Source organism: Gilliamella apicola (genome assembly GCF_003202655.1).
GTDB classification, from domain to species: domain Bacteria; phylum Pseudomonadota; class Gammaproteobacteria; order Enterobacterales; family Orbaceae; genus Gilliamella; species Gilliamella apicola_R.
On sequence record NZ_QGLR01000012.1, the window covers coordinates 270,043 to 284,717 of the forward strand.

The following is a 14,675-nucleotide window of genomic DNA, read 5'->3' on the forward strand; positions in this document are numbered from 1 at the left end:
CTATTTCCCTGCTATACTCATATTTTCAATTAATATTGAGCCAGTTTGAATACTACTTCTGGTCTCAATATCATTACCTATTGCTACAATATTTTGATACATATCTTTAAGATTACCCGCAACAGTAATTTCATTGATTGGATATTGGATTTTACCATTTTCTACCCAAAAACCTGTAGCACCACGCGAATAATCACCGGTTACATTATTAACACCTTGTCCCATTAACGAGGTAATGACAACACCTTTATCTAATTTTTTGAGCATTGCAGCAAAATCAGCATCAGATTGACTTGGTGAAACTAACCAATTATGAATGCCACCTGCATGTCCAGTTGATTTCAACCCCAATTTTCTTGCTGAATAATTACTTAACAAATAAGTTTGTAAAACACCTTGATCAATAATATTGCGCTTAAATGTTTGGGTGCCTTCACTATCAAATGGTGACGACCCTATCCCTGTTAAAATGTGAGGATCTTCTAAAATTGTCAGCCAAGCGGGAAAAATCGCTTTACCGACACTGTCTAATAAAAAAGAGGATTTTCGATAGATAGCACCACCACTGATTGCACCAACTAAGTGCCGCATCAACCCCACAGCAACATCAGCACAAAAAAGAACCGGAACTTGCATTGTCGGAATTTGCCTCGCTCCTAAATGGGCTACCGCCTTTTCAGCAGCATGCTTACCAACCCAAGCAGATGACTTTAGTTGGCTGACATCGCGAGATGACGTATATTCATAATTACGCTCCATTTGTCCATCTTGCTGAGCAATAACAGAACAAGAAAGTGAATGCGAACTCGCACAATAACCTTGTAACATTCCTAAACTATTACCATAAACATAAACACCATAACGGCTGCTATAATAACCACCATCACAGCTTATCAAAGAAGAGTGAGTAAGTGCATTATGTTCTGCCTGTTTTGCTTGCTCAATAGCATTATCAACATTCAAATCACTTGGATAAAACAGATCTAAATCTGGTGCATCAAAAGCCATCAAATCAGGGTCGCCCAAGCCAGAATAAGGATCCGCTGAGGTATACTGCATAATGTTAATTGCCATATCCACCGTTTGACTAATCGCCTGTGGCGACAAATCACTGGTTGATGCACTACCTTTACGCTGATTTTGATACACTGTAATGCCTAATGCACCATCACTATTAAACTCAACATTTTCTGTGTCACCTTCTCGGGTACTGACACTAATACCAGTCGATTGATTGATCGACACCTCAACAGCATCAACTCGAGCTTGCGCCTGTTTAATCGCATCAGCGACAATCGCTGACAAATGCTGCTTTTGGCTCATCGCGTCTTTTTTAATTTGTTCTACACTCATTCTATTATTTTCTACAATTCTGCTAGTGATACGTTATAATATGCCAGAATTCAATTTTAGTTAACAAAAGAAATAGCATGAATAGCAATCAAGAGCCAAATTTAGAACCTGACTTCAATATAGACCTTGAAGATGAAGAGATTATTTACGTTAGTAAAAGTGAAATCAAACGAGATGCTGAAGCACTTAAAAAGTTAGGTGTCGAACTTGTCAACTTAAGCAAAAATGAAATTGCCAAAATTCCCCTTGATGAAGATTTACTTTATGCGATTGAATTAGCGCAAAAAATAAAAAAAGAGGGTTATCGAAGACAGATCCAATACATTGGCAAGTTACTTCGAAGTCGTGATATCGAACCGATTACATTAGCTTTAGATAAACTTAAAAACCGCCATAATCAGCAGGTCGCGCTATTTCATCGATTAGAAAAATTACGCGATGAACTTATCGAAACTGGTGATGCAGAATCAATTATGGAGCTATTTCCTTCCGCAGATAGACAGCAATTGCGTACATTAGCGCGTTTAGCAAAAAAAGAACTCACGGCAAACAAACCACCAAAAACTGCTAGACAAATCTTTCAATATTTAAAAGATTTGAGCGAAACTGAGTAAGTTTTTATAATGTTTGCATTATATTTATTATTAAACACTATTAACAAATAAAAGATAGAGGATACAAAAATGGGACTATTAAACGTACCAGCAGGTAAAGAATTACCAGACGACATCTATGTTGTAATCGAAATTCCAGCGAATGCTGATCCAATCAAATATGAAGTAGATAAAGATACTGGTGCTGTCTTTGTCGATCGTTTTATGGCAACAGCGATGTTTTACCCATGTAACTATGGTTATATTAATCACACATTATCACTCGATGGTGATCCTGTTGACGTATTAGTTCCAACTCCGTACCCATTACAACCAGGTTCAGTTATTCGTTGTCGTCCAGTTGGCGTATTAAAAATGACCGACGAAGCCGGCTCTGATGCAAAATTAGTAGCAGTTCCACATACTAAACTGTCAAAAGAATATGATCACATCAAGGACGTTAATGACTTACCTGAGTTATTAAAATCTCAAATCAAACACTTCTTTGAACAGTATAAAGCACTTGAAAAAGGCAAATGGGTAAAAGTTGAAGGTTGGGATAATGCCGAAGCCGCACGCAAAGAAATTATCGAATCTTTTGAACGTGCAAAACAAAAATAACATTTCTTAACAAAAAAGTAATCGTTTCATCGAGTCATAGAAAAAAAATTTTATGGCTCGTGTTTTTCCACTTTTTTTGACTTTCGAAATATCCTCAAGTAGTTATAATATAAGCAATTTGCTATAGATCAAAAAACGATCAATTACCAAAAAATCATAGAAAAAACTTTATCATAAGATGAAAAAATTGTAATGAAACTCTTGCTTTCGATTTTAAATTATGAGGTAATAGTAATGGGCAAACAACATAAGCATTTTTATGGAAACGATTAACTTTTTAATTTAGCGTTTAACTAGTTAAATTTGTTTTTGAGTTGAAGTAATAATGTTTAGTGATGCCTAAACAGCCGATAAGGCAAATTATTAATTATTGTTAGGATGTCTAGTAAATGAATAAAAAAACAGGCCAAGTAAAATGGTTCAACGAAAGTAAAGGTTTTGGTTTTATTACCCCTGCCGACGGAAGCAAAGACGTATTTGTTCACTTCTCTGCTATCTCAGGTGACGGATTTAAAACCTTAGCTGAAGGACAACAAGTCGAATTTGCTATCCAGGATAGCCCTCGTGGACCAGCAGCGGCTGAAGTTGTTGTTATCTAATTAAATTTAATTAAATAATATAAGCAAAACGCCTATTTCTCGAAATAGGCGTTTTTTTATGCGTACAAACAATAATTTCAAGCAGAAATTAAAAAAGCGACACCAAGGTCGCTTTTTTTAATTACAATTGATTCTTATTTTTTAGAAACAACTGCGATTAAGTCTAATACTTTATTTGAATAACCAACTTCGTTATCGTACCAAGATACTAATTTAACAAAGTTATCGCTTAATTGGATACCCGCTTTAGCATCAAATACAGAAGTACAAACTTCGCCTAAGAAATCTGTAGACACAACGTCATCTTCAGTATAACCAAGAACGCCTTTCATTGGGCCTTCTGCAGCAGCTTTGATTGCTTTACAGATATCTTCGTATTTAGCTGGTTTTGCTAAACGAGCAGTTAAGTCAACAACAGAAACGTCTGGAGTTGGAACACGGAAAGCCATACCTGTTAATTTACCATTTAATTCAGGAATAACTTTACCTACCGCTTTAGCCGCACCAGTTGATGAAGGGATGATGTTTTGAGCAGCACCACGACCACCACGCCAATCTTTGTGAGAAGGACCATCAACTGTTTTTTGAGTTGCAGTTGTTGCGTGAACAGTAGTCATTAACGCTTCAACAATTCCGAAGTTATCATTAACTACTTTAGCTAAAGGTGCTAAACAGTTAGTAGTACAAGATGCATTAGAAACGATATCTTGACCTGCATAGTCTTTATCATTAACACCCATAACGAACATAGGAGTGCTATCTTTAGATGGGCCAGTTAATACAACTTTTTTAGCGCCAGCTTGGATATGTTTACGCGCAGTTTCATCAGTTAAGAATAAACCAGTTGCTTCAGCTACAACATCAACACCTACTTCATTCCATTTTAAGTTTGCAGGATCTCTTTCAGCAGTAACGCGGATTGTTTTACCGTTAACGACTAATTTACCGTCTTTAACTTCAACAGTACCGTCAAAACGACCGTGAGTTGAATCATATTTAAGCATATAAGCCATATAATCAACGTCTAATAGATCATTGATCGCAACGATTTCAATGTCAGAACGTTTTTGTGCAGCACGGAAAACAATACGACCAATACGGCCAAAACCATTAATACCTACTTTGATTGTCATAACAATTACCTTCTTTTTTGTTGTATATGATAAAAATAACTTGCAGTAAACTACCAAATTTTGGGGGTTTATTCAAGATCATTACACGTAATTAGGCACGAATTAATGAAATAGTTTTAGGTAAACAAATAAACCAGAGAAAATAATAATTATAATCAAGGTATTAAATTATAAAATTAATTTAATGCTGCAACAAAAAAATAACTTCTGCATTAAGTAAAAATAATTGGGTATAATAATGAGCTATTAGCTCAATACCTTGTCAATAAAGTAGCTAAGAACGTATCGATCCAAAAATGAATATATATTATTATTCTATGCAAACTATAACCATTCATATTTAAGATAGTTGTAAACGGTTATAAATACAGATAACCACCTTAAATATGAAATTTTACGATTAAAGTCTAAATACCATTTTTTAAACTAAAGAAACAACGCTATGACAGATAACCAAGATTTGACTGACCACACACCAATGATGCGTTAGTAAAATACATTTGATTTATTTTGGTTTTTAAAAGGAAATAGAAATAAACCATACTTTTGGTAATACTAATAAAAATTAAGTATTGCAAGTCCAATAGATAGAAAAATACATTATTTTATTCGCTTCTTTGATTAGTTCAATTAACTATATCTATAACAACCCCTATAAGATATCTAATAAAGCAGGCTTATCGACCTAGGTCACGCCATTCTGACATAACAAGTGGATCATTATTTGGAAGTCATCATTTCCTCCAATTGTGTCCCAAATCAATTGAACTCCATTTTGATGAAGCTTTCATGTTTATACTATGTTGATGAGCATCTTTACCAAGCAGTAATAAAGTTTTCTTTAGATTTTCTTTTGACGCCCCATTTGGTCTTTTTTCACTATGCCAATAGATCCATGTATCAAAATAAGGTTTTTCTCTTTCTTCTATAATATCATGTCTTAATCGTACAATTTCACTTGTTGTAGGGCTATATCGAATTGACGCTATTTTAGGCAAAGAAGTGTTTAATTGGTCTAAGAATTTTTTAGGTTCTAGTTTTCCAGTGTTAAAATCATTATTCAATACTTCCACTAATTCATAATAAAAACCATCAAAATATGGTTTTATTTGATATCCTTTCATCACTTCAAACTTAAAAAAGTGAGGGTTATCACCTCTTGAGGTCAAGGATAAAATAAATGGAGATTCTCTTGTGGAAAATAGGCAATCAAAACTAGTTAATCCAGTTGTTATTTGAAATTGTTGCATATCAACTGAAATCTGCAACATACTTTGATGAAGTTGACGTAATGAAGACATTTCCATTATAGATTTTTCCTATTTCATAAATACTTTTGAATATTAATACCTGATAATAAACTGCTCTTGAATTTGAATATCAATTCACTAATGCAATCCAACAATAATGAAAAAAACATTAGTGTCATAATCAATTTTCATTTGATCTTATCAAATCAGTTATTTAGGGTAAAATCCATATCTACCTAAACCTAAAGTACCAGTAAATTGAATAGGTTTTAATTGAGCATAGATGTTTTCATTCACTGGTTCATTTTCTAAAACTATCAATTGTCCATTTCCTTTCCAATTAGATAACCATTCATAGAAAGAATTTTTAACTGTCTTAACAGGAACTGTTACATCACTACTATTTTTAGCCTCTCCATATGCTTTTAATGGTGAATCAATAATTAAAAACCCTAAATTAGGATGAGAATTGTCTATAGAATAGGAAAGAAATCCAATAGCTAATGCGGCTAAAAAAATTGAACGTAGGCCCGCTCCATAACTTAACCTATCTCGACCATCAATTTGAATATCACATTCCATAATATCCAATTGAATACTTTCAATATAGCTAAATCCCCAAGAATGCAATATAGATCGAATAAGTATATTTATATTCTCAAATTCTACTCCTAACTCACGATTAATCGGAGGTGATTTAGCTTTTATTAAACTTTTAAAATTATCATGCTCTTTAACTAATTTTTGAATTTCGCGATTCGTATTCAATAACAATGAGTATTCTGTTCTTTTTAGAGCTAATTCTTTAATATCAAAACTAATTTCATCGTCTTTAGATGATAAAACATCTTCTTCTTGTTTTCTTATAAAAATCAATCTTTCATCTAGCTCTTTTACTTGCCTAGTATGATACTCAACAATTTCCTCTTCAATTTTTATTGAATCAAGTAAACCTTGTTTGAGCAACTTAATTTTTTTTGATTCAACCGCAATTGCATTTCTCTGTTTAATAATATCAAGTTCAGATAATTGTTCATTATATTTATTCGAAATGGAACCGCATAGAACACATGCTTGAGGTTCTAAATTATTAAAAATGGCAAGACTACTATCAATCGTATTTAACCTATCTAAATCATTTTCGTATTTTTGATTAAGTAATTTCAATCTAGATAGCATTGCTTCGGCATAAATTAATTTAGACTGATTTTCATTCAGTAATGTAATTACCTTACTTAAATCGATCCTAATATTTTTCAACTCTTGTGTTTTTGCATTCCGAGCATGACTAAGTTCATCTAAAGTTCTATCTAATTTTATTAACGAATTATTAACTTCTTCTTGATTGAAATCATCTGGTAAGTTTTCTTTTAATGTGATAAGTCTTTTGTTAATCAAATCTAAAGAAGTTCTGATTTTTGTTTTCTCTTTCTCACTTTGATCTAAAACCATATCAGAATCATCAAGTCCAGTTAGAAATGTATAAAATGAAGCTTTTCTCTGGGTTCTCTCTGTAGGGGTACCATAAGTGGGATCTTTACTAATCATTCCTGGTTGAGATAGTAAAAACCAATGTCTAAGATCACTTCCGTTAATTGGGCCATTTTCAGACTTTGAACGAAGAATGATTTTATCTTTAGCCCCAGAGCACTCTACCAAGAAAGAGCCAATATCTTGATTTATTCTATTTTTTTCATCTATATTACTAATATTAGCTTGATATAATTCAGTTAATGATTTGTTTTTCAACGATCTTTTTATTGTATAGATTTTATTATTATAATTAATTTGTAAAAATAAAGTGTCATATGATTTGCTCTCGGGAATATTTCTTGGGATATCATTACCACCTAATAAATACCATAAACAATCCCTAATATAAGACTTACCTGTATCGCTAGGCCCTAGAATTAATGTCCTATTTATATCGAAAATAATTGTTACATCACTTTTAATTTTACTTGCTGATACTAATTTTTCTAATTTTATAGTCATATTAATACAGTCCTTTTAAATTCAATCTCAGCACCCCAACGAAAATTGTTTTCATTAAAAAATGAAGTTAATTCAATAGAGTTCATATGACCAAATTTATTTGTAGCCCATAAGCATCTATCAATCAATTTTTCTGCATAAGATATACCTATAGAATCAATAAAAGAGCGACTTTCATCACCAGCAAAATAAATAATCCCGAACTCATTAAACTCAGCCATAACTAATTTTCTAGTGATCATTAAATGCAATCCTATATTAATAAGTTCTCTTCGACTATAAAGCTCATTTCCCCTAAAAGGCACAGGAGTATGTAAACTATCAGGACCATCAAAATCACCTGAGTAAACTACAGCATAATCAAGTAAAACTAATTTTTGTAAATCGGCTCCACTGGGATACATACTGCTTAACAAATAAACCATTCTCATACCTAATTCAAATGGAGTATTGAAAATATCAATTGTGTTTTTATCTATACCTATTTTGTCCATTTAATCTTCTCTTCATTTACAAGGTGATGACATGTTCCAGGGAGATCTGCTGGCAGCAAGCGTTTTGATAAAGGATTATCAGTTATTTGAAGGGTTGCAGCTTTTTCAAGGGTATTTTCTAATCGTTGAAAACTATTATTATAGGTTGGATTTGCTAATGTCCTCATTATACCTTGATGAACAGAACATAATAACTTTTCAAATTCTGAAGGATAAATGTCACGGCTAAAACGTTTTAACCCTTCAGCGCTATAAAACTCTGTTCTGCAACCTATTAAATGATTCTTATAATTTTCATAGTGCATTATGTTTTTTATATCAAATACCTGATTGCCATGTTCTGAATATACTTTCATTAATTCATTAATATATACTTGCTCTAATGTAGTCGGTATATCTGGAATATCTGGATTGTCACTTCTTACAGCTGAAATACCAAATAATTTTTCATGAGCTATTGAATCTTTAGAATGAAGGGCAATTAAATCTTTGACAGGAAATTCTTTTATTTTTCTGTAATCAAAAGAATTAGCTATTGATTTAGTTTTATCACTAAAAGGAAAATGACTTTTTTTTATACCACTTTTACCATTCTCCCAAGCATTAATAAATCTCTTTTTTAATTCTTCCGGTTTTGCTAATAAATCATGCAATTTTGGTGTTGTATTTCTAGGGGCACAAAGATAATAATTTTTAGGCTCAGGATAAGTTCCAATGGATATATGATGTATTACTTTTGCTAATTCAGGATATAAAGTCGACTCACCAACCGGTTGCGTTAAATGTTTACCTTGATATAAATCCCACTCATTTGCTTTCAATTCTTCTTGATAACGTGCTTCAATATCTCTTCCAGCATCACCTGCTCCGCCAAGCATCTGTACAAAACTGTACTTTTTCCCTATCCCCATATCTACACGGCAACAATCTTCAATAAATGATTCCCACTGTTTATCATCAAATAATATAACCAAAGATGCTGGAGGATAAATTACAGAATTTACTTTTTGTATATATTTTTTATTACTTTCCATAATTTATTCCTAAAGTATTATTTTAAATATATAGATAAATCATAACAATAACCAATTTTTATTTATTTTACTCATATTATCGAAAAAATAAATTGTTTAATACAAAAACATTACATAAATAGTTGCAGGTAATTTATAGTATATATTACCTGCTCAGTTAAATAATAGACTATTAATTAATTTTAAAATTATTACTATGCTTTAATTTAAGCTTCAAATAAGGATGAACCCAGTTAATAGGATCACTTGATACAACCCCATCATGTTCTATAGAACCACAGATATTTGGGTTATTCAAAATAGTTTCATAAATAGCACGACTTTCAATACCTTGAATCATATGTGCTAGTATTTTACCTCTCACTTTTATCATTACCTTAGTATTTTTAATCAAATAGGTATGTCCAACCGCATTGCAAATAGAAATACCCCGATCAACTCTTTTTTTAGCATTAGAAATATAAATATCAACTAATTTATTAAGTGATTCCTTAATAGGTCTCACGTATTTTTTCCATTTTTTGAGCAACCTTACTGTATTTTTATAAGAATAATACTTTGATAGCCCTTTGAAAACTTCACTTTTTCTAGTTATACGGACATGGCCCATTGAGAATATTAAAGAATATATCAACATTTTTGCGACTTTATCACTAACGTTAAATAGATTCATAACATTTTTCTTGGTTATTTTTTTTAGTCGTTTACATTTAATGTTGTTCTCTTTAAACTCATTTTTTAAAATTACTAATTGACTACTTTTAATGTCATAATTGTAGCCCTCAAAAACATGCCATTTCAGTTTTGATTTTAAAAACTGAAATCCGCCACCTTTTTCAAATGAGCGAGTGCCTATATTGGCAACTTTATATTCGGGGCTATAACCAACAACAAGAGGGCTGTCATTTATAACCTCGCTACCTCTATCAATTAAATGCTGAATAAGCATTGTTTTATGTAATTGTTCGATATTACTTCTAGGTTTAAAAGAAAAAAGTTTATCTACATTAACTAACAACAACCCCATATCATTATATACTGATGACATATAATTCATCGTATTACGTGAAACATGGCGAATTGAATGTTTTGTTTTTTTTCTCCCTCTTGTTATCTCATTTATCAATTTTTTTTGTGTCCAAATATGACGGTTAATGCCTATTTTAGATGCATTAAGATGTATGAATCGTTCCTCACGATTCATATATGACTTTTTAGATATACCAAACCATTTCTTCAAATGCATTTTTGATAATGCAAACTGACGACACAGATGATTTCCGTGGTTATAACTTTTAATTCTAATAATTCCACTTTTCTCTAATAACTCCAATGCCCTATCATAACCAAGGTATTTTTTTTGCTTAAATACCTGAGGCAATTTCTCCTTTCCTAATTTGCTAGGAAATGGTGAATATCGAGTATAACGTTTATTATTTGAATTTTTTGAGTAAAGGTAACAATTACAGATTAAATGTATTAAAAAACTTTTTATATCTCTATAATATGCTGGTGACTTTCTTTTATCATTACCCATAAAAGGGATTTTATAGACATCTTCATTAAATTTATTGTAGGTATCCAATGTAACTAAAATAGAACGCTTAACAATATAAGCTTTGTGATTATTTACTTTCATATATATGTATCCGTATATATATTTATCTCTCTTTTTTTCCACCATCGTATATAACTCATTATTAATATATTGATGATGATATATGCCTTTAATATGGCAGAAAGATAATTGTTAAATTCTTTCAAAACAGCAAATTGAGGGCTTTATTAAGGGGGAAAACCATACAAACAGTGATTTCCTTTGGCTTTAGAAAATAAATATAGTATGGTTATTATTGTGTTATAAAAATTCATTGAAAATAAGTTCAAATGAATTGAGTAACAAATGATGCCTTAATATTAATCAATGTTGAATTAATTAAGTAAATGATATCCTTTCCTGTTTTTTGCTTTGTTATTTATCCATTCTTCGATCTCAGACATTAACCAGCCAACACTTCTATCAGTTAATTGAATTGGTGCAGGAAATTTTCCTTGTTTAATCTCCCTATAAATTGTTGCTTTTGATAATGTAGTAATTTCACATACCTTTTTTAATTTAAAAATGACTGTCATAAAAAAAGGAATATTAAAATGAAAAGAGATATGTATATACAGAGAGAAATCCGAAAAAAAGAAAGAGGATGGGATTATTAAAGTAACTTTAGAATTAAATAATGAACAATATAAGCTTCTTAATAAAATGAGTAGGTTTCTTTTGTAAGGAAATATTAGTCCTGGTCAAAAAAAAGTAATAAAAACTTACAGTGAAATTTTTATCCATATTATAAAAAATTATCAAAGACAAATTCCTCAGAAAAAAATTACAAGAGGATTTTATCGTCGGTGTCTAGTTGCCCAATTTTATAAAGATATACCAAACCTATCTAATTCACAAATTATAGAAAAATTGAATGAGTTAGAAATTAAACAAAATGACAAATCTGTTAATTTAAGTAACCCCATATATTATTCTGAAAATAAGCTAAAGCTAAATCTAAATACTAAATCAAATAAAAAGTGGGATGAAAATATTTTAAAAAGATCACTAGACAGTAATTTTATAAATGAAAATATCGAAAAACTGAATTCTATTAGTGATAAATGATATGTAGTATTAATAATATCCATGTTCTTTCAATGAAAGATAATTATGATTACTTACGATAAAATGATCTAAAATATTAACATCAATAAGTGCCAATATTTGTTCAATTTGTTTGTTAGTAAAATATCTTGTTGACTAGGTTTACACTCCCCACTTGGATGATTATGTACCAAGATAACTGATACAGCATTATAAATGAGTGTTTGTTTAGCTATTTCTCTAGGATAAACACTCGTTTCATTTAAGATACCTCTAAACATTTATTCAAATTTGATAACCTGATTTTGCTGATTTAAATACAAAACACAAAACATTTCATATTTATATAAACCAAAAACCCAAAATAATCTTTAACATCTTTAGGAGAACATATTTTTTGCCTGTTTGCACAAGTTTAGCAATAATAGCTTTAGCTTCTTGAATAATAATTAAATCATGTTCACTGATACTTGGTATCATCATGTTGTATGCTCAAAAAAATAAATATCATCTAAACTAATTTGATAGGTTTTACGTGGATTAAGTAATGAGAATTTATATCGATAAATCTTATTAAAATTACTGCTATCTGAAAAATAAATAAACTTATTATATATGGTACGTATTACAGACCAATGGTTGGTATTGAGTACCGATAATGACACATGTTCTTTTATCTGGATATTTATTACGAAATCGATTAATTTAAGAAAATAATTGTGGTGTTGTTAGGTTTGATGTATTTCGGTATGGCATAGTTATTCTTATAGGATAATGTTGATAATAGTAGCCTTGTTGAAGCACATCAATTATTAGATTATCCATTTCAACATTAGTCATACCATAATTGATCAAATCAGTAATATTGTATTTTTGATGATATTGGTTAATTAACCTAAGAAATAAATTTTTAGTTTCGAGTTTCTTAATATATAGGTAAGAGACTTCATTCACTATACTATAAATGCCACAAAAGTTATCAAGACTACCCTGTTTGGACAATATCATTTGTTGTCTATTACCAATGAAATACTGACTTTCACTTTATTTTATTATACCACAAAAAACACAAACCAGAAAAAATATTTAATAATATCATAACTTTAAACACACTTATTTAAAGTTAGTTACTCCAATATCAATAAAAATTTTTTGTAAATTAAATTTAACCAATAAAAATATTCTGAATTGGTTAAGTAATTATTGATAAACCAATTAAAATTTAAATAGGACTAAAAAGTTATGAAAAAAAAAGTTAAACATATAAAAGATAAAAATTTATCACAAATATTTAAATTATTAATTAATAAAAATCCTCAAGCATGTGAAACAAATGAGATTCCACAAGGTTTTGGTGAGTTTGATTTGTCTGTTACAAACCCTATTCCTGTTAATAGTATTTTAGAAAATGATTATTACCTATCTAGCCTACGTTTAGCTGATGGCTCAAAAATAAGATGGAAAAGAGTAGGAAGTTCATATACAAATAATATTAATTCATGTATTGATATATACGAAATTTTTTCAAATAAAGGAGTTCCAATAACTTATTTATATATCTCTTCTTATCATTTAAAAACGTCGGAAAAAGCACCAAAAGGTTTAAAAAAAATATAATAAAATTTATTTTTATTACATAGTATCAATTAAAATTATTAACGCTCGTTTCTGCTCTATTGTTAAATTTTGCCAACGTTGTAATAACCGTCTTTCAAGATCTTCAGGATTTGAATAAATGTAGGTTTCTTTTTTCTCGACTACTTTCTTGGATATTTTAACAGTATAACTTTGCTCTTCATCAATTAAAAACCAACTAATAGGTGTTTGTAGTTCTATTGCAATCAAAGTCAAATGTTCCAAATTGATTTTATTCTCTCCCCTTTCATAACGTGAAATGGTTTGAGCGGCTAATTCTATTTTTTCAGATAATTGAACAACAGTTAAACCTCTCTCTTTTCTACACTGCTGTATTCGTTTACCTACTTTTTTATCAATATCTGAAACTGGCGTTTTTGCCATTTTTGAATAGCTCTAAATTAAGTGACTAATAACTACTTATTTTCCTGTTATTATCTTGATGTTTAAATATCAATTATAGATATAAATAACCCCAAATATATCTTTTATTGATATGTCAATTAATTTATACTATAATTAATGAGGTTTATAACAAAATATGATATGAGGAAAAAATGAAAAAAACGTTAATTGCAGCTGTTATTTTATTCGGTTCAACAGGTATTACTTATGCTGAAACATCTGGTGTCTATGTCAATGGTCAATTAGGTGGAAGCTGGTTACGCGCAGGAAGCATTAGTCACAAATTTCTTGATGATGATGTTGATCCTAGCAACTTTAGCTTTGACTCTCAAAACAAAGTAGTTGTTAATGGAGGTGTTGGTATCGGTTATAATTTTAAACCACATTTTGACTTACCTATTCGTACTGAATTAATGTTTACGATGCGTGGCAATTTAAATAAAGATACTAATGCACGCCAATTTAGTGGTACAGATGATGATGGAGACTCGATAAATGGGGAATATTACTTACATATCAAAACACGAATGAACACCCTCATGGTTAATACCTATTATGATTTTGATACGGGTACTAACTTTACGCCATACGTATCATTAGGTGTAGGTGCGGCATTTTTAAAATATGAACGTACAGGACTTGTTTCCGGTGGTGATAATGAAGATGCTGATACCAATTCAAAAAGTAAAACACGTTTTGCTTATGCTGCAGGTTTCGGCGGTAACTATAAGATAACTGACAATTGGTCGACAGATATCCTAGCTCGTTATACTTACGGTGGCAAGATTAATGTATCAACCGGCGATAACAGTGCAAAATCAGAATTAAAACTGAGTACAACTGATTTAATGGTTGGGGTTCGTTATAGTTTTTAATTAATAAAGGGCTAGAGTAGCCCTTCATATTTATTTAAAGAAAC

The 14,675-nt window shown here is 30.6% G+C and carries 15 protein-coding genes and 1 pseudogene; 5 read left to right on the top strand and 11 right to left on the bottom strand.

The window, feature by feature from the left end; genetic code table 11:
* Positions 1 to 1,353, bottom strand: coding sequence for a metalloprotease PmbA (gene pmbA, locus DKK70_RS11070; RefSeq protein WP_110434045.1), 1,353 nt, complete (start codon positions 1,351 to 1,353; stop codon positions 1 to 3).
* A gap of 77 nt (positions 1,354 to 1,430) precedes the next feature.
* Between pmbA and yjgA the strand changes: the two genes are divergently transcribed.
* The 3 genes from yjgA (at position 1,431) to cspE (ending at position 3,166) form a co-directional block, all read left to right on the top strand.
* Positions 1,431 to 1,967, top strand: coding sequence for a ribosome biogenesis factor YjgA (gene yjgA, locus DKK70_RS11075; protein ID WP_110434046.1), 537 nt, complete (start codon positions 1,431 to 1,433; stop codon positions 1,965 to 1,967).
* A 69-nt stretch (positions 1,968 to 2,036) separates the two neighbouring features.
* On the top strand, positions 2,037 to 2,567 hold the full coding sequence (gene ppa / locus DKK70_RS11080) for an inorganic diphosphatase (RefSeq protein WP_110434047.1): 531 nt from the start codon (positions 2,037 to 2,039) through the stop codon (positions 2,565 to 2,567).
* A 389-nt stretch (positions 2,568 to 2,956) separates the two neighbouring features.
* On the top strand, positions 2,957 to 3,166 hold the full coding sequence (gene cspE, locus DKK70_RS11085) for a transcription antiterminator/RNA stability regulator CspE (protein ID WP_025315032.1): 210 nt from the start codon (positions 2,957 to 2,959) through the stop codon (positions 3,164 to 3,166).
* 134 nt (positions 3,167 to 3,300) lie between these two features.
* On the opposite strand, the gene gapA is transcribed toward cspE, so the two are convergent.
* From gapA to DKK70_RS16830, 9 genes and pseudogenes are all read right to left on the bottom strand, one after another.
* A complete protein-coding gene (gene gapA / locus DKK70_RS11090; protein ID WP_110434048.1) occupies positions 3,301 to 4,299 on the bottom strand; it encodes a glyceraldehyde-3-phosphate dehydrogenase in 999 nt (332 codons plus the stop codon).
* Between the two features lie 734 nt (positions 4,300 to 5,033).
* Positions 5,034 to 5,606 (bottom strand): DUF6037 family protein, encoded by a 573-nt coding sequence (locus DKK70_RS11095; protein ID WP_110434049.1) that lies wholly within the window; start codon positions 5,604 to 5,606, stop codon positions 5,034 to 5,036.
* Positions 5,607 to 5,759: 153 nt separating this feature from the next.
* Positions 5,760 to 7,544: a hypothetical protein gene (locus tag DKK70_RS11100; protein WP_110434050.1), complete on the bottom strand. Its 1,785-nt coding sequence runs from the start codon at positions 7,542 to 7,544 to the stop codon at positions 5,760 to 5,762.
* The gene (locus DKK70_RS11105) at positions 7,541 to 8,038 is read right to left on the bottom strand and encodes an ABC-three component system middle component 2 (protein WP_110434051.1); all 498 of its coding nucleotides are present in this window, start codon (positions 8,036 to 8,038) and stop codon (positions 7,541 to 7,543) included. The genes DKK70_RS11100 and DKK70_RS11105 overlap by 4 nt, the downstream gene beginning before the upstream one ends.
* Positions 8,026 to 9,072 carry an ABC-three component system protein gene (locus DKK70_RS11110; protein WP_110434052.1) on the bottom strand — a complete coding sequence of 349 codons (1,047 nt, stop codon included), beginning with the start codon at positions 9,070 to 9,072 and terminating at the stop codon, positions 8,026 to 8,028. Before DKK70_RS11110 ends, DKK70_RS11105 begins: the two co-directional genes overlap by 13 nt.
* Before the next feature lie 172 nt (positions 9,073 to 9,244).
* Positions 9,245 to 10,711, bottom strand: a complete 1,467-nt coding sequence (locus tag DKK70_RS11115) for a hypothetical protein (RefSeq protein WP_146210872.1) — start codon at positions 10,709 to 10,711, stop codon at positions 9,245 to 9,247.
* A 293-nt stretch (positions 10,712 to 11,004) separates the two neighbouring features.
* On the bottom strand, positions 11,005 to 11,205 hold the full coding sequence (locus DKK70_RS17645) for a helix-turn-helix transcriptional regulator (protein WP_110434054.1): 201 nt from the start codon (positions 11,203 to 11,205) through the stop codon (positions 11,005 to 11,007).
* Between the two features lie 541 nt (positions 11,206 to 11,746).
* Positions 11,747 to 11,997: pseudogene (locus tag DKK70_RS17650) on the bottom strand (JAB domain-containing protein).
* 424 nt (positions 11,998 to 12,421) lie between these two features.
* Positions 12,422 to 12,724, bottom strand: coding sequence for a hypothetical protein (locus tag DKK70_RS16830; protein WP_110434058.1), 303 nt, complete (start codon positions 12,722 to 12,724; stop codon positions 12,422 to 12,424).
* A gap of 234 nt (positions 12,725 to 12,958) precedes the next feature.
* Here DKK70_RS16830 and DKK70_RS11145 point away from each other — a divergent pair, with 234 nt between their 5' ends.
* Positions 12,959 to 13,333: a hypothetical protein gene (locus tag DKK70_RS11145; protein ID WP_110434059.1), complete on the top strand. Its 375-nt coding sequence runs from the start codon at positions 12,959 to 12,961 to the stop codon at positions 13,331 to 13,333.
* A 15-nt stretch (positions 13,334 to 13,348) separates the two neighbouring features.
* Here the strand turns inward: DKK70_RS11145 and DKK70_RS11150 are convergent, their stop codons facing one another.
* Positions 13,349 to 13,735, bottom strand: coding sequence for a helix-turn-helix domain-containing protein (locus tag DKK70_RS11150; protein WP_110434060.1), 387 nt, complete (start codon positions 13,733 to 13,735; stop codon positions 13,349 to 13,351).
* A gap of 173 nt (positions 13,736 to 13,908) precedes the next feature.
* On the opposite strand from DKK70_RS11150, the gene DKK70_RS11155 reads away from it, so the two are divergent.
* Entirely contained in the window at positions 13,909 to 14,631 is a 723-nt protein-coding gene (locus DKK70_RS11155) for an outer membrane protein (protein ID WP_110434061.1), read from the top strand.
* Positions 14,632 to 14,675: the final 44 nt, after the last annotated feature.

Bases quoted from the DNA above. Each gene is read 5' to 3' on its own strand.
- pmbA (WP_110434045.1), bottom strand. From the start codon at position 1,353: ATGAGTGTAGAACAAATTAAAAAAGACGCGATGAGCCAAAAGCAGCAT.
- yjgA (WP_110434046.1), top strand. From the start codon at position 1,431: ATGAATAGCAATCAAGAGCCAAATTTAGAACCTGACTTCAATATAGAC.
- ppa (WP_110434047.1), top strand. From the start codon at position 2,037: ATGGGACTATTAAACGTACCAGCAGGTAAAGAATTACCAGACGACATC.
- cspE (WP_025315032.1), top strand. From the start codon at position 2,957: ATGAATAAAAAAACAGGCCAAGTAAAATGGTTCAACGAAAGTAAAGGT.
- gapA (WP_110434048.1), bottom strand. From the start codon at position 4,299: ATGACAATCAAAGTAGGTATTAATGGTTTTGGCCGTATTGGTCGTATT.
- DKK70_RS11095 (WP_110434049.1), bottom strand. From the start codon at position 5,606: ATGGAAATGTCTTCATTACGTCAACTTCATCAAAGTATGTTGCAGATT.
- DKK70_RS11100 (WP_110434050.1), bottom strand. From the start codon at position 7,544: ATGACTATAAAATTAGAAAAATTAGTATCAGCAAGTAAAATTAAAAGT.
- DKK70_RS11105 (WP_110434051.1), bottom strand. From the start codon at position 8,038: ATGGACAAAATAGGTATAGATAAAAACACAATTGATATTTTCAATACT.
- DKK70_RS11110 (WP_110434052.1), bottom strand. From the start codon at position 9,072: ATGGAAAGTAATAAAAAATATATACAAAAAGTAAATTCTGTAATTTAT.
- DKK70_RS11115 (WP_146210872.1), bottom strand. From the start codon at position 10,711: ATGAAAGTAAATAATCACAAAGCTTATATTGTTAAGCGTTCTATTTTA.
- DKK70_RS17645 (WP_110434054.1), bottom strand. From the start codon at position 11,205: ATGACAGTCATTTTTAAATTAAAAAAGGTATGTGAAATTACTACATTA.
- DKK70_RS16830 (WP_110434058.1), bottom strand. From the start codon at position 12,724: ATGATATTGTCCAAACAGGGTAGTCTTGATAACTTTTGTGGCATTTAT.
- DKK70_RS11145 (WP_110434059.1), top strand. From the start codon at position 12,959: ATGAAAAAAAAAGTTAAACATATAAAAGATAAAAATTTATCACAAATA.
- DKK70_RS11150 (WP_110434060.1), bottom strand. From the start codon at position 13,735: ATGGCAAAAACGCCAGTTTCAGATATTGATAAAAAAGTAGGTAAACGA.
- DKK70_RS11155 (WP_110434061.1), top strand. From the start codon at position 13,909: ATGAAAAAAACGTTAATTGCAGCTGTTATTTTATTCGGTTCAACAGGT.